The organism is Paenisporosarcina sp. NPDC076907 (genome assembly GCF_050269735.1).
In the GTDB taxonomy this organism is placed as follows: Bacteria; Bacillota; Bacilli; order Bacillales_A; family Planococcaceae; genus Paenisporosarcina.
This window is the reverse complement of sequence record NZ_JBNNIX010000001.1, coordinates 1,014,925-1,030,933: the sequence shown is the minus strand read 5'-3', so window position 1 is coordinate 1,030,933 and position 16,009 is coordinate 1,014,925. Positions and strand designations below refer to the sequence as shown.

The 16,009-nt window shown below is 36.9% G+C and carries 13 protein-coding genes; 2 read left to right on the top strand and 11 right to left on the bottom strand.

Annotated features, from left to right (window positions below; all coding sequences use genetic code 11):
* Positions 1-77: 77 nt before the first annotated feature.
* Together ACQKEV_RS04930 and ACQKEV_RS04925 are read right to left on the bottom strand one after the other, a co-directional pair.
* Positions 78-755 carry a response regulator gene (locus ACQKEV_RS04930; protein ID WP_427443911.1) on the bottom strand — a complete coding sequence of 226 codons (678 nt, stop codon included), beginning with the start codon at positions 753-755 and terminating at the stop codon, positions 78-80.
* Positions 756-784: 29 nt separating this feature from the next.
* Entirely contained in the window at positions 785-1,939 is a 1,155-nt protein-coding gene (locus tag ACQKEV_RS04925; RefSeq protein ID WP_427443909.1) for a sensor histidine kinase, read from the bottom strand.
* A 178-nt stretch (positions 1,940-2,117) separates the two neighbouring features.
* Between ACQKEV_RS04925 and ACQKEV_RS04920 the strand changes: the two genes are divergently transcribed.
* Positions 2,118-2,753: a YigZ family protein gene (locus tag ACQKEV_RS04920; protein ID WP_427443908.1), complete on the top strand. Its 636-nt coding sequence runs from the start codon at positions 2,118-2,120 to the stop codon at positions 2,751-2,753.
* A gap of 31 nt (positions 2,754-2,784) precedes the next feature.
* Positions 2,785-3,975 (top strand): CAP domain-containing protein, encoded by a 1,191-nt coding sequence (locus tag ACQKEV_RS04915; RefSeq protein ID WP_427443906.1) that lies wholly within the window; start codon positions 2,785-2,787, stop codon positions 3,973-3,975.
* 202 nt (positions 3,976-4,177) lie between these two features.
* Here ACQKEV_RS04915 and ACQKEV_RS04910 read toward each other — a convergent pair whose 3' ends face one another.
* The 9 genes from ACQKEV_RS04910 to ACQKEV_RS04870 all read right to left on the bottom strand — a co-directional run bounded on the left by ACQKEV_RS04910 (position 4,178) and on the right by ACQKEV_RS04870 (position 16,004).
* On the bottom strand, positions 4,178-5,719 hold the full coding sequence (locus ACQKEV_RS04910) for a SpoIID/LytB domain-containing protein (protein ID WP_427457744.1): 1,542 nt from the start codon (positions 5,717-5,719) through the stop codon (positions 4,178-4,180).
* Between the two features lies 1 nt (position 5,720).
* Positions 5,721-6,416, bottom strand: a complete 696-nt coding sequence (locus ACQKEV_RS04905) for an SH3 domain-containing protein (RefSeq protein WP_427443902.1) — start codon at positions 6,414-6,416, stop codon at positions 5,721-5,723.
* A gap of 13 nt (positions 6,417-6,429) precedes the next feature.
* Positions 6,430-9,093, bottom strand: coding sequence for an SH3 domain-containing protein (locus ACQKEV_RS04900; RefSeq protein ID WP_427443900.1), 2,664 nt, complete (start codon positions 9,091-9,093; stop codon positions 6,430-6,432).
* 153 nt (positions 9,094-9,246) lie between these two features.
* Positions 9,247-10,257, bottom strand: coding sequence for an LCP family protein (locus tag ACQKEV_RS04895; RefSeq protein WP_427443898.1), 1,011 nt, complete (start codon positions 10,255-10,257; stop codon positions 9,247-9,249).
* Positions 10,258-10,334: 77 nt separating this feature from the next.
* The gene (locus ACQKEV_RS04890; protein WP_427443897.1) at positions 10,335-11,558 is read right to left on the bottom strand and encodes a glycosyltransferase family 4 protein; all 1,224 of its coding nucleotides are present in this window, start codon (positions 11,556-11,558) and stop codon (positions 10,335-10,337) included.
* Positions 11,559-11,572: 14 nt separating this feature from the next.
* Complete coding sequence (gene galU, locus ACQKEV_RS04885; RefSeq protein WP_427443895.1) at positions 11,573-12,439, bottom strand: UTP--glucose-1-phosphate uridylyltransferase GalU; 867 nt, start codon at positions 12,437-12,439, stop codon at positions 11,573-11,575.
* Between the two features lie 4 nt (positions 12,440-12,443).
* Positions 12,444-13,514 carry a glycosyltransferase gene (locus ACQKEV_RS04880; protein ID WP_427443893.1) on the bottom strand — a complete coding sequence of 357 codons (1,071 nt, stop codon included), beginning with the start codon at positions 13,512-13,514 and terminating at the stop codon, positions 12,444-12,446.
* Positions 13,486-14,619, bottom strand: a complete 1,134-nt coding sequence (locus tag ACQKEV_RS04875; RefSeq protein WP_427443891.1) for a glycosyltransferase — start codon at positions 14,617-14,619, stop codon at positions 13,486-13,488. Before ACQKEV_RS04875 ends, ACQKEV_RS04880 begins: the two co-directional genes overlap by 29 nt.
* Entirely contained in the window at positions 14,616-16,004 is a 1,389-nt protein-coding gene (locus ACQKEV_RS04870) for an oligosaccharide repeat unit polymerase (protein ID WP_427443889.1), read from the bottom strand. The genes ACQKEV_RS04875 and ACQKEV_RS04870 overlap by 4 nt, the downstream gene beginning before the upstream one ends.
* Positions 16,005-16,009 lie beyond the last annotated feature (5 nt).

Sequence of the window (16,009 nt, the reverse complement as noted above, 5' to 3'; positions counted from 1 at the left end):
CTGTCTACCTGGAGCGCCACCATACACATCTCATCAAAACAAAAACCCCTCACAAATGTGAGGGGCCATATAATCAATTAACGTACTTCAACCCAACCGTTTTTGATAGCTGTAACTACGGCTTGTGTGCGGTCATTTACATTCATTTTTTGTAGAATGCTTGATACGTGATTTTTTACTGTTTTTTCAGAGATGAACAAGGTTTCACCAATCATGCGGTTACTTTGTCCGTCCGTTAATAATTGAAGAACTTCACATTCGCGTTTCGTCAGTAAATGGAAAGGACGACGAATTTCTGATTGATGGAATGTTCCTTTGTTTTCACGTTCACTTAAGCGACGGAATTCTGCCACTAAGTTACGTGTAACTTTTGGATGTAAGTATGATCCTCCTGCAGCCACTACTTTAATAGCTTGGACAATTGCATCTGCATCCATTTCTTTCAACATGTATCCAAGAGCTCCTGTTTTAAGAGCGTGCGTAACATAAGATTCATCGTCGTGAATAGACAACATAATAACTTTCGCTTCTGGATATTTCGCCATTAGCTCGCCAGTTGCCTCTACACCGTTTTTACGGGGCATGTTGATATCCATTAAAATAACTTCCGGTGCATATTGCTCGAACAGATTTAAAGCATCCCCACCATCATCGCCTTCAGCAACAACATCGAATGAATCTTCAAAATCTAAAATTCGTTTTACACCTTCACGGAATAATTGGTGATCGTCTATAATTACAATTTTCGTCGTCATCATCATTTCCTCCTAAATATAAGCAGAGCTTATCTCTCTTCTTCCTCAATTAAAGGAATTCGAAACATCATTGTTGTACCCTTACCCGGTGATGATTTCACAATCATTTCACCTTTTAATAAATCTACCCGTTCCTGCATCCCTAATAATCCAAATGAACTATCGCGAACGAGACGCTGATTGAAACCAATCCCATTATCTTTCACAGTAACAGTCACTTTGTTTTTAAACCATTCAACTTCCACCATAATCGATTGGCACTTGCCATGTTTAGTAGCATTCGTCACGGATTCTTGAATCAAACGAAAAATTGCTACTTCATAATTGGGTAAAAGCCTGCGTTGTTCACCATGTGAACGGAAGTGTATTTTGCACCCCGCGTTATATTCTTCGATAGTCATTAAGTATTTTTTGAGGGTAGGAACTAAACCTAAATCGTCCAATGCCATTGGTCGCAAGTCGTAAATGATTCGCCTTACTTCCGACAATGCATTTCGAACCATCAGTTTTAGACTGGATATCTCGACTAGCGCCTGATCGACACCTTTTTCACGATATGTCCGTTCAATTAAATCTGAACGGACCAGAACATTTGCCATCATTTGGGCTGGACCATCATGTATTTCACGTGATAGCCTTTTTCGTTCTTCTTCTTGTGCTTCAATAATTTTTAGACTGAAGTCTTGCTTTAATTTTGCCGTTTCCAATGCTTGTCCAACATTTTTTAAATCAGATGTTAAGTAGTTGGTTACCACGTTGGCTTGGGTAACAAGTTGATCGGCATGCAAAATGGAGTCGTTTAATTCATTTAAACGACGTTCCAAATCATCTCTACGTTCCCGTAATTGGCGGTCTTCCGTCCGGTTAATCGAAAGTTTAATTTGTAAATCATTTGCTTGTTCGTAAGCCTCACGCACTTGCTCTTCCGTAAACGTGTTAAAATGCTTGGAGACGTCACCGAGACGTTTTCGAGATAAACGGGTCTCTTCTTCCAGCAAGTCACCTTCTATTAGTACATCAGCTAATTTTGAATGGACAATTTCTAATTCTTTTTGCATTTGTAATAAGCTTTGTCGATTTTGTTCGCTTATAATAAAAATATCGTTTTTGGAGCGGTCCATCGTTTCAACCATTTGGCTGAAAATATGATCTAAAGAATTGATATCGACCTTTTTCCCTGACATCGGGTATTCTCCTTTTTCGAGCAACTGTCTGATGAATGTTTAAACATTCATTTCTCTATCTAAATAATACGTCATATATGCCTTTATTCCTGCTATGACTGCATTTATTATATCACTATATACACAAAAACATATTAAAATTACATGACAACTAGATGTCAGTGAGGAGTGGAAATATTTGCGAAAAGATTATGTCACTGTTAAAGGTTTTGCTGAATCAGAAATGATTATTCAAAAATCCAGATTTCTCACATATGTAAATCGCGTTGAAACAGAACAACAAGCTCAAGCATTTATTGAAGAAATTAAATCAAATCATAAATCAGCCAATCACAATTGTTCCGCTTTTATGATTGGTGAGCATGACTCCATCCAAAAAGCAAATGATGATGGAGAACCAAGTGGCACAGCAGGCGTTCCGATGCTGGAAGTGTTGAAAAAACAAGGTTTGAAGGATACTGTCGTAGTTGTAACACGGTACTTCGGCGGGATAAAATTAGGTGGTGGCGGCTTAATACGGGCGTATGGAAAAGCGACTACCGAAGGAATTCAGGCTGCCGGTATTGTTGAGCGCAGACTCCATCATTTAATGAAAGTATCCGTAGATTACACATGGCTGGGTAAAGTTGAGAATGAAGTGCGTGGTTCCGCCTATCCTCTTGAACGAATCGAATATGCAGATACGGTGGAAATATTTCTCTATGTCCATGTATCTATGGAAGAGAAATTTATTGAATGGATAACGGAAATGACGAATGGACAAGCAATAATAAATATTGATTCTGTAAAATTTTTGGAATTTGATTCAAATTAATTTATAATAGGAGAAAGAGGTGATTTTATTGATGAATACAATTAAATACATGATTTTCGTATCCTTATTATTTTTAATGATACCAATTCCTGCAGCCCACTCAAATTCTAATTGTGAAGGGATTTCCCCTAATTCAAAAGTTTATTGGGATGGCATTGAACTGAAAAAGGGTCAAATTGGTAGAGTAACCGTTGATTCCAAAACAACGTTATACAAACTGGAAAACAACACATACACGGCTGTTCGACAAATGGATAAAGGAGAACGTTACCGTGTTTACACCCTACGATCAGGATATTATGGAGTAGGTGGTGGTTTAGTTGTTAAAAAAGAAGCACCGGTAATTTATCAAACACCTTCAAAATCAAAATTACATTTAATTTCTTGTTCAGAAGTAGCATCCGATTCATACGCATTATTTGATTCTAAAGTACAAATAACTAATACTTTAGGTCAACCAAAATCAAACTTAATAAATGAATTCAAGTTAACTACTTCTGCATATCACAATAGCTATAAAAACTTGAATATGATTTCATATATTAATAATCAAGCCCATTTGATTTATTCTAAAGATATAAATTTCAAATATAAGAATCTTAAAATTGGAGATTCGGTCAATACAGTCATAAATCAATTAGGTCCAGATTACGAAACAATTGGCAGTACCTACAATGATGAAGTATTGTTATATACTTTTAATGACCATCAAGTATACATTTTCATTGATTACCATAAAGATAAAAAAATATCCGGGTTTTATTTAATTAGTAATAAGATGATAGATAGAAACTCCACGCTCTTTCCGACAAAATCACTTGAGCTTCAAAAAAGTTATGAATCTCAAATGTTTATTGTAATTAATGCAGAAAGAAAGCTAAATAATATCAACGCTGTGAACTATTCGAATAACGCTTCACTGGTTGCAAGAGAACATAGTAAAGACATGGCAGTAAATGATTACTTTAGCCATACAAACCTTAAGGGACTATCTCCTTTTGATCGCCTTGCAATCGCAGGAATTGACTATCGAACAGCCGGTGAAAATATTGCAATGGGCTTCACTAATCCTTATTTCGCACATGAAGCACTAATGAATTCTATCGGCCACAGAAAAAACCTACTCAATCCAAATTATTCAAATTTAGGGGTGGGTATTGATTTCCAATCTTGGAATACGGGTTCAACTCCCTATTATGCTGAAAACTACTTCACACCTTAATTATAGGGCATTTCACAAGAATTCCCGCCCTTTTCAAAATAGGTTGTCTCACCTTGATTTCGAGGTGGGACAACCTATTTTTATAGTAAAATATAGAAGAAACTTATACGATTTTCCACAAAAAAACACTCTCAAACTCGTATGTTTTTACAAGTTTGAGAGTGTTTAATTTTTTTGAAAAGATTGGGATCATATGATGAATTTAATAACTTCCCAATACTGTCCCCGGGTAATAATGCTTCAAAATCTGTTCCGCATTCCATCCAGCTTCAGCCTTCGCTTTCGCACCGTATTGACTCATTCCTATACGATGACCATAACCTTTTCCTTTTATTGTTACACTAGTAATTCCAGAAGTGATACCCGCAGAAATAATTCCAGAGTTTGTCTGTATCAACACATTTTCATTCGTAATGGTCACTGTACCTGTTTCAGTTTGAACTGAATAACCTAACAATGAACTAATTGGTGTTATAGTTGATTCTTGTTGGATAAAAAATTGTGTCAGTCCAATTGGTTTGGTAAATGAAACATCATACCAGTTTGAATTTAAGCTAGCATTGTTATTTGCTGGGTTCTTAAACAACCCTCTCATTATTGCTTCATTTCCTTGAATCGTTTTTTCACCCATATTTGTGACAACAGTAACAGCTGTCACTTCTCCATTCGCACCACCTTTAATGAGTTTTACATCTTGTAACATTGAAAGAGGTGTAAAACCAAAAGTGGCCAAAATTGAACTTGCAGGAATCGATACTGTCCAATTGCTATACGGTGAAACTTCAGTAGAATCATCTACTGATACTAAATACGGGAAGTTCGCTTGAACCGAATTCCAAACATCTCCTACATTAGCAGTTCTACCACCACTAGTAGAATAAAAATAAGTTTCAGCAAGTTTCCCATTATACGTGACTACTTTACCTTTTGTCTGTTCAATTGCAGTATTGGTAGATGTTCTCTCATGTAAATAGCCTTTATATACTTGACTAGACGTAGTGCTGTTCAATATCCCTTTTGATTTGACAGCATAGCCACGAGCTGCAATCGCTTGTGACTTTAATGCTTCTAGATGCCAAGAGGAAGGCATTTCACTCGCTACTACTCCCTTAAGATATTGCTCTATATCTAATCGATTAACCGTTTGTATGGTTGATGTTAACTTATTAATCTCAAAACTACCTCTATATTGATTTCCAGTAGCTAACTTCCCTAAAGGAAGCGCAGGTATGGACTCGAGGACTGCACTTGTCGATGGCACCCAAGAAGTTATCCCTAAAGAATCCTTCACATTGTACCAAAGTTCCCCAAGTGAGTTTGTATGAGATCCAATATAAGTGACACCCTGTAATTTCTGATATACAGCTGCTTGTTCACTTGTATCGACTGCACTTTTTCTAGCAATAGTATCTGAGACAAATACAGCTACTTGTTCAGATCCTTTTAATTCTTCAATTATATAACCTGTTGAAGAGTTAATTGAAATTCCTAAATGCGTTAATGTTATTTCATTGTTTGCCAGGATTAATGCTACTGGTCCTTTTGAAGTAACAAAGAACTCTTCTAGTGTTTCTTTATCTGTCACTTTGTATAAACCATTCAGCACGAGTGTATTGCTCGATTGATTATGGATTTGTACGAGTGTTGGTTTCGCATAACTCTCAGTTTGATAGGCATTTGCAGATTGGCTAAACATCAAAGTGAAAAAACATAGGAGTGGAAAAAGATACTTCAATTTCTTCACTTTATTTCACCTCAGTTAATGTACTTAATACCCACCCTTTGTTGCCTTTTGGAGTCTGAACATTGTACCAAGTTTCTCCAGAAGCATTCTTAAATACCCCTAAATATTTCATCGAAGTGCCAGATGGTACAAATTCAACCACATTATATTGTGTTGTTGCTCCACTTCTAATATTTGTAGAATTTTTTGCAACGACTTGGGACGGAACAAAGTTGCTCGGTTTTTCCGTGGTAACATCCGCTGTATAGATCCATCCTTTAACTGATGATGTAACATTGACTCTGTACCAAATACCTGTACTAGACTTGAATTCTTCAGTTGCAGTTAATGCTTTTCCAGCAGGGAAAGTGGCAATAACTTTGTAGGATTTTGTTGCTCCTGAATGAACTGTGACATTTGACTTTGTCGTATAAACAGTTGCTGGAAACGAAACAACGCCACCCGGTGGAGTTGGATTAGGTGTCGTCCCTCCTGCTTTTACTGCATCTTGCAGAGATTTAATTTGTTGTTCTTGTTGTGCAATTTTTGTTTCAAGTTGATTCATTTTTGTTTGTAATGGGTTAAGTTGGGCTTGTACCCATTGGACAGAAGCTAAAACCATGTTAGTATCTGCTTTTATAAGGCTTGGAGAAAAGATTGTACCTCCAATTACTAAAATAAAACCAACCAATACTGGAACTAGTATTCTTTTTTTCATTTAAATCCTCCTATCATTTACTAAAGAAATCGTTTAAACCATTTTTGATTCCAACTGCTGCTTTTTTCCTGAAAGCTTCGGAAGCTAATAATGCTTCCTCTTTAGGGTTGGACAGGAATGCCAATTCAACCAAGATAGATGGTAATTCGTTCATACGATTAACATAGAACAATTGTGACTGTACTCCACGGTTGTAGGTTCCAGTTTGCTTAACTAACTGTGTCTGAACAGATTGAGCTAAAGAGTAACTCTTAGGTCCGTTAAAGTTAACAGAAGCATTATAGAATGTCGTAGTCCCCCTGGAAGTGCTTGCATACGAATCCGCATGAACACTAATAAATGCATCGTAATCCGAATTGTTAGCAACAGAAGTTCTTTGACTTAACTCTAAAAATACATCTTTACTTCTTGTTAATAAAACAGTCGCACCTGCAGCTTCCAACTCTTTTTTCAATAGGATAGCAGTACCTAAAGTAACTGTCTTTTCCAAAGTTCCATTTGGTCCTCTAGCTCCAGGATCGTGCGCTCCATGACCCGCGTCAATAATAATTTTCTTGCCTTGAAGACCTTTTTGAACAACTTTGATTGTCAATCGGTTATCATAATCCCTTATCGTATAAGTGTAATTCGAATTAAAAGTTATTAACAAGACAGCCTTACCGCCAGCAACCTTTTCAACTTTAGTACTTTGAACACCTGGTAAAGTGCCTTGTAATTGAGATATTCCAGTTATATCGCCGGAAACTCTTAAGACATTAGACGAAGGCATAGAATAAGAAATATTAATATTTTTTGGTTTTGTCCATACAAGGTATTTAGCACCATTAATAGTTTCCACTCTGCCATTTGAAAGTGAATAAGTAGCCTCGTTACTTACAAGAGAAGACTGGACCCAACCTCTTTTGTTATTTTGTGTTTCAACATTTAACCAGCCATTTAACGAACGCAACACCATTATAGGTGCTCCAGCATATAAAGTATCAATTGCTTTATATGTAGTACTTGCACCACTAAAAATACTAGTTTGTTGGCTACCATATTTTATAGGCAAAGTAGTCAATGTTTCAAATTCTGGAATCCAGCCGGTCAACCCTGTGGAAGTCTTAATTCGTAACCAAGTAAGTGAATCACTTGAAGAAACCTTTTCAAATACCTGGACTGAATCAAGTCGTTTTAAGTTAGTGACAACATTCGATCCGAAACTTTGGCTTGTATAAACTGATGTATTGTACGTTTGAATAGACCTGGTTGTAACTTGTTCTTCCGCGTTTGTTGAAACAACTGATGCATGTAACCAGGCGCTTCCGCCCGAAATTACAGGGACTTTATACCATTTCTCTCCAAGTGAATCTAATGCGTATTCATTAGAAACAAATACATCTTCTTGTTTAGCTTGAGAAGCAACAGGGTATGAAATACTAGGACCTGTTCGCAGATTTGCCACCGGTACGGAAATTCGCAACTTGTTTTCTTCAGCAATTGGGGTCTCCGGTAGAGATGGTGCGGTAGAAACTTCGCCAAATGCGGTTGCTTGTATCCATCCTTTTTTACCAGCAGAGTAAGATACTTGATACCATTTTTGCTTACTGCTGTTCGTGAAAACCTGATGATAAGGGAGTTTTGTACCTGCTTTTATAGATGCAACAATTTGATAGTTAGTTGTAGCGCCTGAATGAACAGAACTATTTTTTACAACAACTTTTGTATTTATGTCGGAATTTTCAAATACTTTTGACAGCACCCAACCTTTTTTACCAGTTGCGAAGGTTACTTGAACCCATTTTTCTCCAACATTATTTGTAAATGTTTGATGAGTTAAGTATGAGGATCCTGTTTTCACAGTTCCAACAACTTTATATGCAGATGTTGCCCCCGAATGAACATTGCCATTTGTTAAGGCTTTTTTCGTAGTGCTAGTTTCTCCTCCGATTGCATTCAAGACAAATAAATCCGATAGAATCCAGCCCTTTTTCCCTTTATACTCAACGTTAAACCATACTTCTTTACTACTATTAGAAAACGAACCTAATATTTTCATTGATGTTGCGGCAGGGACTGTAACGGTTATAGGGTATGAGGTGGTTGCACCTGAACGCATATTTGCAGCGGAGCTTGATAGTTTCAGGGTTGATCCAATAAATGATGAACCTTTTGTTGATGTAATTCCTTGAACTGATGGAGTTACTAGTTTCAAAAAGTCTTGAATAACCCATCCAGTGTATTTAGATGAAGTTACCTTGTACCATACTTCATTTTTACTATTTTTTTCAATATCTATGACAGAAAATTTTTCAGAACTCGGTAATTGAATGATTGATTTAAATTCACTTCCTGCACCAATACGTAGATTCACATTGTTAGTAGTAATTATTGCTTGATTACCTACTAATTTTTTCAGATCATACTCCTTATAAAATGATTCAGCAGGAACCCATCCCTTTGTCGAATTCAGGTCAACCCTATACCAAGTCTCCCCAAGAGAATTTGTATATTCACCAAGAATTTTCGTGGAATGGTTTTTTGGAATGCTAGCAACTACCTCATAACCTTCACTAGCCCCTTTTCGAACTTCCGATTGTTTTAAAGTAACTGCACTTGCTGGTATTTCGTCTGCGAACACGTTAATAGGCAATAATACGGATGTGGCTAGAACAGATGCTGTCAGTAATTTCTTCATTTTTACCTCCTAAGATTACATATATTACATTGTAAAACACAAAAAATGATAAAACAATGCAACAAATGACATAATATTTTCCAAAATCCTAAAGAAAAAACAAAAAAAAGAGTAAATTGCCTTATTTCTGCAATTTACTCTTAATAAAACTATTTATATATTATCTTCTGGCGCATGCATTGCCGCTTGGCCATTATCATCAAGGATTAAGTTAAGTTTATCTGTAATTTCCGTTAATGACTCTTCATCGATTCTAAAGTAATAACCGCCATTGATATACTCATCAGAACCTTCAAGTTTATATTGTTCAATAGGAATTGTGTTCAATGATTTATACATCTTAATAAAACTCAAGTAACTATTTGGAGGAATGTTTGATTTTACATTATTCCCAACATCTTCAATCATATCATCAATCTTCGTAATAGAAGTAATACTAGTTCCCTTATCGACAATTTCTTTAATGACATCTCTTTGTCGGTTATTTCGGCCCATATCGCCTAGTGGATCAGACTTTCGCATACGTACATACGCTAAAGCCTCATTACCATTTAGAAACATTTCGCCTTCCGTATACGTTTTCCACTCTAATGATTTTGTTAACTGTGCTTTAAATGTAAACGGCACATCGACGTCAATTCCACCGAGTGTATCAACTATATCTTCAAAACCTTCGAAATCTGTAGAAACATAATAATCAATAGGAATATCAAGCAATTCCTCAACAGTATTAACGGTATAGTTAATTCCACCCTTGGCATAGGAATGATTAATTTTAGCTTCACGATCCAAGTCTGGAATGTATACCAATGAATCCCTTGGAATACTTACCATCGAGATTTTGTCGGTTTTTGGATTAACGGTAATTACGATTAACACGTCTGATCTACCGAAAGTTGCACCTTCTTGATTTTCTACTCCAACCATTAACATCGTAAATGCTTCATCTTTTGCCTTTACTTTATCTATTGTTTTTTCAGAAGCTTGCTTCGTATTATTGACTATTGGTTCATATATTTTGGAAGTAGCATTTTTTGTATCTATCACTAAATCAATTGCATAAATGATTACAGCTGAAACCATAAGCATACATATGCTTAAAATGATTATCTTTGCTTTAGAATTTTTTTTATTTTTGCGGTTCATACGACTGGTAGTCGACATACTTGTCCCTACCTTTCAAATAAATTTTCACTTTTAATATTATACATGAAGCGATAGGGATTGTATAATGTAAGAATTTAGTAATTTTTTTTCAAATGAATCAAAACTTCTTTTACAATGTGTTTCCAACTGTACTCTTTTTCTGCAATCAGCCTGGCGTTATGACCCATTTCTCGTAGCATTTCGTTTGGAAGAGCACTTAACTCCAACATTTTCTCAGCTATAGAATCAACATTTTCCGGTTCTGCGACCATACCCATTTCATTAGAAAGAACAATTCTTTCACTTTCTCCGCGTCCACAATATAATACTGGTACTGCAGATGCAGCAGCTGGAAATATTTTAGATGGTCTTGCTCCTTCAAAAAGCTTTAAATCACGAAGTGGCACGATGCTCGTGTCGGTGACTGAAAATAGTTTTGGCATTTCTGCTAACGGCAAGTGTCCAAGGAATATGATATTCTGCAGTCCTAATTCTGCCTGCAAATCATGCAATTTCTGTTCTTCAGGACCTGTTCCAGCAATCAAAATGCGAATATCAGGATTTATTTCCTGGACTTTCTTGGCTGCATATAGGATATATTCTAATCCTTGGGCATATCCAAGGTTTCCTCCATAAGAAAATACAAACTTATCCTGTAGCCCATACTGATCAATGAATGATTCATCTTTAGGGTTTGGGGAGAAAAATTCAGTATTGACACCATTGGGCAGAAGGAATACTTTTTCCTGTGGGATTCCGCGGTCCAACATGTACTGCTGGATGCCTTCGGTAGCGCATGCGATCTTCCAGGAATTTTTATATAAATAGGATTCAAGAATCTCAGCCATTTTTATAAACATTTTGTTTTTCACTAGCCCCAGTTTAACAGCTGACTCCGGCCATATATCCGCAACATTGAATACGAATTTCGCACCTTTAAGCCGTGCGCTGAAAAGTGCAGTCAGTCCAAGGAAAATCGGTGGTGAATTGCATATGATGACATCCACTTTCCCGGTTTTCTGCAATCCGTAGAAAGAACTGAATGTAAAAGAGAAATAGGAAACCAATCTCTTCCAGAAAGTTCCTTTTGGTGAAGGATAAATCCATGTTCTATGCACGGGTATACCGTCATATATTTCCTTTTCATACTTCTTGCCCCTGTATTCCTCAGGGATAACGCCCATTGGATGGTGCGGGAATGCAGTCACTACCTGAATATCATGTCCTTGTTTCAGTAATTCCTTGCTTACCTCATATACTCGAATTTGCGGTGCACCGGTTTCAGGAGGAAAATGTTGGCATAAATAAACGATTCGCATACTTTTTCCTCTTTTCACATTTTTAATTTATCGGATAAATACTTAATTAATGGCTCTCTTAAATCATCTCTTTTTAACGCATAATCAAAGGTAGCTTGCAGGAAACCAAACTTGTCCCCAACATCATATCTTCTTCCTTGGATCAAATATGAATAAATCGATTCTTTTGAAAGTAAAGCATCAATGGCATCCGTTAATTGGATTTCCCCTTTTTTATCAGGACCGATTTTTTCAAGTTCATCGAATATGGCAGGAGTCAAAATATATCTTCCCACTATAGCTTGCGTAGAAGGTGCTTCTTCAATCTCAGGCTTCTCAACTAATTTATTTACTTTAAATAGGCCATTGGTTTCTTCAGCAAAATCAACTATTCCATATTTACTGACATCCGATTTAGGGACTTCTTTACATCCCAATATGCTTTGGTTGACCTCTTCAAATTTCTCAATCATTTGGCGAAGAGCCGGCTGATCTTCTGAATCAATAATGTCATCACCTAGAAGCACTGCAAAAGGTTCATTTCCTATGAACTTTTTAGCACATAGAATTGCATGTCCCAAACCAAGTGGTTCTTTTTGGCGGACATAATGAATGTCCACAAGATTTGAGATGCTTTCCACAGTCTCTAGCAACTCGAATTTTTTTGTTTTTTCGAGCAATAGCTCTAGTTCCACTGATTTGTCAAAATGATCTTCTATAGCCCGTTTATTTCTTCCTGTAACAATGATAATGTCTTCAATGCCCGAAGCAATTGCTTCTTCAATGATATATTGTATCGTTGGTTTATCTACTATTGGCAGCATTTCTTTTGGTTGCGCTTTTGTAGCTGGCAAAAATCTAGTGCCTAGCCCAGCTGCTGGTATGACCGCTTTTTTAACCATTAGATCACCTTTTTTCAGTATATTTGTTGTATAACTTAATCATATCGTCAGCATTATCAGTCCAATTGTAATGTTTCTTTACATGCAGGACTCCGCTTGCTCCTATACTTTCTCTTAACTCAGGGCTGGCTGCAAGATCGCAAAATGCTTTTGCTAGCATCTGTGGATTGTTCTTTTCGACAACGATGCCGGTAACTCCATCCACAACAACCTCAGGCAAGCCCCCTACATTACTTACAACTACAGGAACTCCGCACGCCATAGATTCGACAGCAGCAACTCCGAAGCTCTCACTGTCTTGTGTCGAAGGAACGGCAAAAATTGAAAACTCTCGGATTAAATTTGGCACTTCATCGTTAGGCACACGGCCTGTAAACGTAGTTGCATCTGCTATTTCGAGTTTTTTCGCTAATTGTATATATTCCTCTTTTTGAGGGCCATCCCCTGCAATAACAAGCTTGCTATCCGGAAACTCTTTATGGAATAGATGGAATGCATTGATCAAATCTCCGATTCCATACTTATCTTCTAGAGCCTTTACCGTTCCAATAGTAATCTTTGTGCTGCTTTCCTGCGAGCTAGGATAAAACTTGTTCAAGTCCACCCCAAATGGCGTCACTTCAATTTTCTTGTCTGTATATTGAGATGTAACCTTGGCCATCACATGGCTTGTCGAACCAATTTGGTCAGCTTTCGATAAAGTAAATTCAATCAATTTCTGGTTCAACTTGTTCTTAAGTGGAAAATCAAAAATATCTTTTCCCCAAACAGAAATGAATAACGGCTGATAATTGGCAAGTGCACCAATCAGGCCGTAGCTTGATACAAAATGTGCATGAAGAACAGTTGGACGGAATTCTTTCAATTTCTTTTTTAAATGAGGAACGGCTGTAAAATAAGAAATCTTCCCTGGAAGCTGTTTTCCAATAATTTCTGTGTCTACTTCATTTGCATTTGTTTCCGAGTAATGCAGTGGGAGTGTATAGACTTTCACTTCAATCCCCTTGTTTTTATAATAAAGTGCCCACTTGTGAGTGTGAATGGATTTACTTGGTGCCAGTATTGCTACTTTCATAATATCCTCCTACTAATGCTTGGGCTGCCTGTTTTGCCCTAGCTTCCCATGAATGATTTTGGAGAAAATGCTTCTCGATCATGTCAGAATAAGTTTGATGGTTTTCTTGCATAGTGACAATACCACGTGCAATGCTTTCTGGATTATCTTCCGTAATAACCCCGTATGGGCCGGAATTGATCATTTCTGTTTGTGCATCGCAATTGGTAGCAACTATTGGAAGCTTAGCCGACAAATATTCAACCAGTTTGACCGGCACTGAAAAATCATTATATGTTGATTTCTTCCTTGGAATAAATGCGAAATCTACTGTTGAGTAGTATCGGTTAAGTTCTTCACCATTAATATGAAGGACCTCTATATAGGGTTTGGCCAGTTTCTTTTTTAAATCTACTTCGAGATTTTCGTATTCATCCTGTCTGCAGACAATCTTCAAATTACTTGGTATACCTGAATGATTCAATAGTCTATAGCTTTCAATCAATGCAGGAAGACCATAATCTTCGTTATTGATCCCACCGACATATATTCCAATCTTGGCATCGTCTTTCCTTGCACTCTCCACTTTTATTTCACGGCCGCCTGGCGGAAGTGACACTTTATTTGCCTGGATATCGACATACTTACCCATGGAATCACTCGGCAAAAAGATTGTATGGACATATTTTGAATAGAACCTTTCTTCCATTCTATAAATACTTTGCATGATTGCTTTTTTTAACCCTTTCAAGGAATACAAATCATCAAATTTCCAATACACATCACGATAAAACAAACCTATAGGGATGCCTTTTTTCGTAAGCTCTTTAAAAATTTGAGAGTCTATAAAAGGTTTTGCTGGTTTATGTCCTTTATCCGTCAACCATAATGGAATGGTCTGATTCTCTGCATAACAGAATTCTGTAGAGTCAAGCTTTCCTGAAACTTTCAATTCCGCCCATTTGAGAGCTCTTTTGTTAGAATCTCCAGAGATCACAATCAGTTCCATTCCATTTTCGGAACAGAAGGAAGAGAAAGCCTTCAGCATTTCAATCGGCCTTAATTGTGATCCGCTTTTGGGATTCTCAGCCAAAGTAAAAGGAAAGTATATTAATACGTTTTTCATAATTTCTCCTTATCGAAGCCTAATTTTCTTAGAATGAACGAGTACGTACCAGCAAAATATTGTTCAAGGAATAAAAACCCTGCCAGCAATAGCGTAATCATCAGCCAAATTGGATTGAATAAAAAGTCGGACACGCCACCGACCAGAGTCCTTGGTATGTTGATTGTAAAATAAATGAACAAGGCGATGACCGCAGGTGTTTTTGGAAGCCTTAAAAAGGCTACATATAGAATTTGGACAACGATAGCTACATAAATGATGGCAATTAAAACCCCCAAATACCCAGCGCTTGCAAATGCTTCACCCAGGAATACCGTATTCAATACTCCGGCTGTTCCCTTGTCTACATTTTCAGGGAATATATTCTCCATAACTATACGCGCGGATCGGACCTGTTCCACATCAAACAGATTGACAACGAATGATGGCAGCGAGCGAATTCCTAAATGGTCCATAGAGAAGCTGAAGACATCCAAATGCAAGAAGAACGGTGCAATTTGAGCTAAGATAATCCTGCCAACTGGGCCGGAAGAGTATTGCAAATAGCTCGAAATCCCTGTAACTCCTTGTATAGACACATACATCATAATCAATAACAGAGCCGCTACAATACCATATCCCGCTATTCTTCTAGCATTCAATACAAGCTTATGGGCATAGAACCTAGCTAATATCAACATCATTACATAAAAGAAAATAGGTGATTTAGCTAGATCATACGTGCTAATTAAGACGGACGAAATAAAAAGCATGTAAAAATTGGTTTTCCATAATAAATCTTTTGTTGTAGCCGCATATAGATAGGCGACGATGGACAATAAAGGGGTAAGGGCAATTCCAAATATATTGCGGATAAGAACATTCCCATTGAAATTCCTTGCCGCTTCAATTCTTAAAAGCGCAAGATCGGATGTATTCCCCTTGAGCAATTCAAATAATGGAACTGTACCGGTCTTTATTAAGGTATAAGCAACAGCTAATACACTGATCATGGAAAAGATAAAAAATACAATGGTGAAGAAGATTTTATTTTTATCTCTACTTATACGTACAGGTAATATCAAATAATGATTTAACTCTTTTTGTGAATTAAATTGAAACACTCGGTTCACCAATAGCTGGATTGCCGGAAACAGTAGCATCATTAACGTCAATAGTAAAAAACCAATGAGACGAAACTCTTCATGATCCATTCTGTTGATCATATAATATTTGTCGATTCCGAGTGCAATTAATAGCCCACCAATATAACTAGAGATAAAGAACGAATAATAATAGACAATCGAAATCATGTTTGGCTTTAACGGTGAAAGGCTTCCAGACGCCTTTTGAAAAAGGAATGTGGAAGCCACCACAGTAATGAGCCAAATGCTAAAAATCAACATTAAAC

Coding starts and splice junctions, on each gene's coding strand:
- ACQKEV_RS04930 (WP_427443911.1), bottom strand. CDS start 755: ATGACGACGAAAATTGTAATTATAGACGATCACCAATTATTCCGTGAA.
- ACQKEV_RS04925 (WP_427443909.1), bottom strand. CDS start 1,939: ATGTCAGGGAAAAAGGTCGATATCAATTCTTTAGATCATATTTTCAGC.
- ACQKEV_RS04915 (WP_427443906.1), top strand. CDS start 2,785: ATGAATACAATTAAATACATGATTTTCGTATCCTTATTATTTTTAATG.
- ACQKEV_RS04905 (WP_427443902.1), bottom strand. CDS start 6,416: ATGAAAAAAAGAATACTAGTTCCAGTATTGGTTGGTTTTATTTTAGTA.
- ACQKEV_RS04900 (WP_427443900.1), bottom strand. CDS start 9,093: ATGAAGAAATTACTGACAGCATCTGTTCTAGCCACATCCGTATTATTG.
- ACQKEV_RS04895 (WP_427443898.1), bottom strand. CDS start 10,257: ATGTCGACTACCAGTCGTATGAACCGCAAAAATAAAAAAAATTCTAAA.
- ACQKEV_RS04890 (WP_427443897.1), bottom strand. CDS start 11,558: ATGCGAATCGTTTATTTATGCCAACATTTTCCTCCTGAAACCGGTGCA.
- galU (WP_427443895.1), bottom strand. CDS start 12,439: ATGGTTAAAAAAGCGGTCATACCAGCAGCTGGGCTAGGCACTAGATTT.
- ACQKEV_RS04880 (WP_427443893.1), bottom strand. CDS start 13,514: ATGAAAGTAGCAATACTGGCACCAAGTAAATCCATTCACACTCACAAG.
- ACQKEV_RS04875 (WP_427443891.1), bottom strand. CDS start 14,619: ATGAAAAACGTATTAATATACTTTCCTTTTACTTTGGCTGAGAATCCC.
- ACQKEV_RS04870 (WP_427443889.1), bottom strand. CDS start 16,004: ATGTTGATTTTTAGCATTTGGCTCATTACTGTGGTGGCTTCCACATTC.